This window comes from Algoriphagus alkaliphilus (assembly GCF_900103735.1).
GTDB lineage: Bacteria > Bacteroidota > Bacteroidia > Cytophagales > Cyclobacteriaceae > Algoriphagus > Algoriphagus alkaliphilus.
On record NZ_FMXE01000050.1, the window covers coordinates 1 to 5,131 of the forward strand.

Annotated in this window: 4 protein-coding genes; all 4 read right to left on the bottom strand. The window is 42.4% G+C overall.

Annotated features, from left to right (window positions below):
• Positions 1–273 precede the first annotated feature (273 nt).
• The 4 genes from BLQ81_RS20865 to BLQ81_RS20880 all read right to left on the bottom strand — a co-directional run bounded on the left by BLQ81_RS20865 (position 274) and on the right by BLQ81_RS20880 (position 5,018).
• Entirely contained in the window at positions 274–1,356 is a 1,083-nt protein-coding gene (locus BLQ81_RS20865) for a glycosyltransferase (RefSeq protein WP_092734756.1), read from the bottom strand.
• 108 nt (positions 1,357–1,464) lie between these two features.
• Complete coding sequence (locus BLQ81_RS20870; protein WP_092734759.1) at positions 1,465–2,526, bottom strand: glycosyltransferase; 1,062 nt, start codon at positions 2,524–2,526, stop codon at positions 1,465–1,467.
• On the bottom strand, positions 2,523–4,133 hold the full coding sequence (locus tag BLQ81_RS20875) for a glucosamine inositolphosphorylceramide transferase family protein (protein ID WP_139183696.1): 1,611 nt from the start codon (positions 4,131–4,133) through the stop codon (positions 2,523–2,525). The genes BLQ81_RS20870 and BLQ81_RS20875 overlap by 4 nt, the downstream gene beginning before the upstream one ends.
• Before the next feature lie 495 nt (positions 4,134–4,628).
• Positions 4,629–5,018, bottom strand: a complete 390-nt coding sequence (locus BLQ81_RS20880; protein WP_092734765.1) for an endonuclease domain-containing protein — start codon at positions 5,016–5,018, stop codon at positions 4,629–4,631.
• Positions 5,019–5,131 lie beyond the last annotated feature (113 nt).

Consider the following 5,131-nt stretch of genomic DNA (forward strand, 5'->3'; position numbering starts at 1 on the left):
TTGGTAGCCTAGGGTAGAGCGCAGCGGAACCCTAGGTAAAAAAAGAAAAAAAGGCCATTGGCCTCGGCGCATAGATATTGTGAGGATAGGGATGTAGATGCCGAGGAGGAATTGATGAAAAGTCGGAGAAAAAATCCCCCCTACCCCCTTTGATAAGCCTGAAACGTTCCAATAAAAATTGGAGTCCAAGGGGGAGTTGGTAGGTGGTAAAGTTGTAAAGTTGTAAGGTTGTAAGGTTGGGAGGAGTTGTAAAGTGGTAAAGCAGGAAGGGGTTTACTTCCCGATTAATCGGGAATAAAAATCTTCAAATTGAAGGGTGACTTTTTCGATGGTATAATCAGAGATGACTAAATCATGGGCATTGGATACGATAGCTTCTTTGGAGTCGGTATCCATCGATAATACCTCTTCTAGTGCAGATATAAACCCATTTTGATCATTTGGAGGTACGCACCAACCAGTTTCCCCATTTTTCAGAACTTCCGGAATACCGCCAACTCCATAGGCCACTATGGGGACTCGTAAATACATGGCCTCCAAAATTACGGCAGGCAAGCCTTCGATTTTTGATGGCATGACTAACGCTGAGGCCTGGCTTAAAATCGGAAAAATATTGGCTTGATTTGAAATGATTCTTACCCGTGACTCCAAATCCAATTCCTTGATTTTTGTCATCAGGCTCTCCTCCTGTGGACCTGATCCTAAGAAAACGAGTCTGATGTTTTGATCCGAAAGTCTTGAAAAAATCTCCAACATTCCCAAAGGATCTTTTTCCCCAACCAATCCCCCGATTTGGATGATATAAGGTTGATCTTGGCTGTAAATTTCTGCTCTGGTTTTATTTTTAATTTCCCTGGAATCAATTCCAATTGGAATCACCTCTATGGGTTTTGAAAATGGAAAATTGGACTGTAAATCCTGCTTGGATGCATGACTCACAGAAGCTATCGCATCTACTTGACGCAGTAGCCATTGATTCCAAAGCTTTTGTAATTTCCCTTTGATAAAGTGGCTTAACTGATTGGCATTCCGATAGACAAACAAGTACTCCCCACCGTAAATTCTTCTTGCCATGACGCCTATTCTCAGGGTGTGTGAAGCGTTGGCTTGGACGATATCCGGATTGCGCTCTTTTAAAGTGTTGGCAAGAATCTGAAATCCCTTAAAATCCAATTTGCTTCTATAGGGAAGGTTTAACTGAATAAAGTCGCCTGAATAATTTAAGTGCCCCGGCCCCTCATAAAGGGCAACAACAATAACCTCATGACCCAACTGCTTCAGCCTTTCCGACAGTTGAACGGCAAAAATCTCCGCTCCCCTTCGCTGTGGGCGCGTAATCAATTGGACGATTTTCATATTTTTTTAGTTGAAGAAATCCCCCTTGCCCTCCGCCGCGGCGGAGGGAATCGCCAATTGCTGAAATTCAAACGTATTTCCTTTTTGTATTTGCAAGATTTTGGCTGGTTATTTTTTCTTGTAAAACTCCAAAAATGAGGAGGCAACTTTATCCATCGAAAATCTTTTCAATGCTTTTACCTTAGAATCCATCAACATCACCTCCATATCCAAAGGTGGAAGGGTTCTGAAATAATCCATTCCCGCTAAGAGCTGTGCCTGACTTCCTGGCTCAATCAATACACATGAGGCGATTCTATTTCCCATTTCTTCGATTCCCCCTACCCTAGTGGCCACCACTGGAATTTTATTGATAAAAGCTTCTGCAATTACAGCAGGCATCCCTTCGATTTTACTGGGAAGCAACAAAATCGAATTTGAAGGGATGCTCGACCATGGATCCGGAATTGAGCCAAAAAACCGGATGGAATTCAGAAGATTCTTTTTAGCTGTTACTTCCATTTCTCTCCGCAATGGTCCATCACCAATCAGCCATAGCTGAGCTTCAGGATGTATTTTATGATATTCATAGAATGCTCCAATCAAGAATTCATGATTCTTTTCAGGCGTAAATCCTCCGATATGGACGATGACAGGATAAGGGACTGTTTCAGCCGTCTTTAATTCCCTTTTCATGGGAATCCCAACCGGAATTTTGGTTTGAGGAAGGTTGGTGCTCAAAAGTCTGGCTAAATCTTGGGCAGCATGATCAGAAATGGAAATGGCCGCATCGATTTTCTTGAGGAGCAATTTGTAAAATGCTCTTTGCACAGAATTGGAAAAATAGTGTCCTACCACACCCCCATTGTTGAAAATCAGTTTACCCCGATAAGGATAAACAATCCGTGCCAAAGCTGCGAATTTTAGGGTGTCTCCCCCATTTGCCTGAATAATATCAGGTTGAAATTCAATAACCAATTGTTGAAACTTCTTCCAAAATCCGGGACTCCAAACACTTTTTGCGGAAGTCAATCCAAAATGCTCCACAGGAAAAGGAAGTTGAAATTCTCCCGGATATAGGGAAATAACTTTCAGGGTATGTCCAAGCTTTTCCAAATGATCAGCCAACTGACAGGCGAAGATTTCTTGCCCCCGAGCTTGGATTCCATGAATTAAAAAAAGTACCCTCATCTTCTGGAATAAAAATCCAAGTACACGATATCTTCTGTAAAATTGATGGTATGCATACCCAAAATTCCATTTTTCAGCGGCGGGTTGAGAATATTTGCTTCCTGTTCTCGATAGGTGTTTCTATCCAATTGAATCACCTCCTGAATTCGGATTCGGTGTCCGTATCGGAGTTCAGAATCCTGGGTAGGGCGGTAAAGTTTTCCATCATGGACAAAAAGACTTCCTGTCGGCCTTGACTTCCTGACATCGGAAACGATGGGATTCTGTGGATGGGATTTCCATTCCGGTTTTTCCCAAGACTCGGAAAAATACAGGTATAATTCATCGAAAGGAGAACAGGCAGGGTGTGCCTTTTGATTGACAAAAAGCCAATAACCTTCATCTGTTTTCCAGATTGTGGGATCAAAGGCTTCCCCCGGAAAAAATTCTTCCCCGGGTTTCCAGGAGTCCGGAAAGTCTAAGGCCTCATACCGATACAATTTACCCGCCGCGGCCGATTCAGGAATCAAGTAAAACTGCTCCTTTTCCTTCCAAAGGAATGGATAAGAAAGGTGCCAGGGTTCTTCCAAAATTGCTTTGGGCTCCTTGCCTTTTTCCCAGAGTGATATCCGCCCCTTCTTTTTTTTCTTATCCCATTCTTCCAAAAAAGCAAAAGTTCGATCAGCGGTTTTTATTGGAAATGGATCAGCCCAAAAGGTTTTGGATGAATTTGGGTTTTCCAAAATATTGATATTATCCCAATTCAGGGGCTGAGAAATATCCCACTCCTCTCTCTTGACTAGTCCCACTTCCCAATGTGGCTTTTTGATCGATTCTTGAATTTTCCGCTTTAGATTCCGAATCAAAAGTTTAGCCCAAAGCTGCGCCATTTTTAGTGTATTTGGGGGGGCAAGTAATTGAGATTTGATTGGGGTATTCTGCTTTTCAAGTTGATTCAGCCAATTTTGCTCTCTTCCATGTCTTATCTGATTCAAGACACGGGATACAAAGAAAGCAGAAGTCCAAAAGGTACGGTTTGCATTCCGTTGGACTGACAGTGGATCGGTTTGGGACCAGGATTGATAGAGGATTTTACCTTGGTCGAGGGATTCGGAAAGCTGCATCAGTACCGATCCGGTGAGATTTTGGGCATTCATGACTTCCCAAAAGGCGGGAGGGCCACCGCGATAGTATTCGGGATCCCCGTGGTGGAAGGACCAGATTCCATACTTGGCTGAATTTAGAATCTCTCCTTTTAGAATCCGGAATCCAAAACGCAGCAGGATATCCAGATTTTGGGACTTGATTTGAGCGATGTCTTCGGCTTGAATGTAGTCGCTGAATTTCTTCTGAACAGGTATGACCTGAAGCTGTTTGGTGGATTTATCCAGGACAGAAAAAATGGACTCATTGGTAAATGCATCCTCCAATTCCGTTTTAAACAGAATCCGGTCAATTTTCCGGTAGGTTTTATATAAAAATGGGGAAGGATTTCCGGAAGGTTTGGGGCGCTGATTGACAATCAAAAGCCCTATTTCAGCAAACTGCGTGTGCATAATTTGCCTGATCGTCTCAGTTTGCCAAGCCTGTAAGGTTAAGCTATCCAGAAGAATTCCTATGCGGATCAAATTTATTGATTTACCCCCTACCCCCTAAATCCCCCTTGAGGGGGACTTTGAGGGAGAGGTTCGTTTTAAATTTTGGTAACAAAGACTGAACTGAAATTGGATCACTATGCTTCTTAATCCCCTAAATCCCCCTTTAGGGGAACTTGGAGGGAGATGTTCTTTTTGTATTTTTTTCCAAATACTGGAAATGCTGCTCATCATGGCCTTTACTACCCCCTAAATCCCCCTTGAGGGGGACTTTGAGGGAGAGGTCAAATTGTAGTTTTGGTTTTAAAACTTAGCAGAATAATTCGTTGGGACTAAACACCCTCCCCTTAAGGGGAGGGCCGGGGTGGGGTAAAACTTAATCCTTTAGGGGGACTTTAGCCCCCTAAATCCCCCTTTAGGGGGACTTGGAGGGAGATGGTAGGATAATTTTTTCTCCAAAATCAAATATTTCGAGTTACTTATTTTCAAAAATTAGCAGATATACCAATTGGGACTGCACTCCCTCCCCTAAAGGGGAGGGCCGGGGTGGGGTAATAATAGCCTGATTTCCTCCAACACTTTGAACAATTCATTTATTACTTGATCATTTTTGAATCTAATCACCTTCAAACCCAATTCTTCCAATTCATAGGTTCTTCCTGAATCATATTCCGTTTGATCCAATGAATCATGAACTGATCCATCCAATTCAATTACCAATCCAAGCTCATGACAATAAAAATCGGCGATGAATTTATTTATTGGGTGTTGTCTTCGGAATTTATATCCTCCCAGTGATTTCTCCTTTAGCAATTCCCAAAGGATTTTTTCCGCAGGAGTCATTTGTTTCCTTAATTCTTTTGCCCTTCGATGGATTTCTGGACTAGCTCCGTAAAAGAGATTTTCTGAATAGGTCATGAGGTATCTTCTGCCATTTACCCCCTAAATCCCCCTTGAGGGGGACTTGGCGGAATGGTTGAGTTAGATTTTATTACCAAAAACAAAAATTTCAAGATTACTTATTGTTCACC

Bases quoted from the DNA above. Each gene is read 5' to 3' on its own strand.
- BLQ81_RS20865 (WP_092734756.1), bottom strand. From the start codon at position 1,356: ATGAAAATCGTCCAATTGATTACGCGCCCACAGCGAAGGGGAGCGGAG.
- BLQ81_RS20880 (WP_092734765.1), bottom strand. From the start codon at position 5,018: ATGACCTATTCAGAAAATCTCTTTTACGGAGCTAGTCCAGAAATCCAT.
- BLQ81_RS20870 (WP_092734759.1), bottom strand. From the start codon at position 2,526: ATGAGGGTACTTTTTTTAATTCATGGAATCCAAGCTCGGGGGCAAGAA.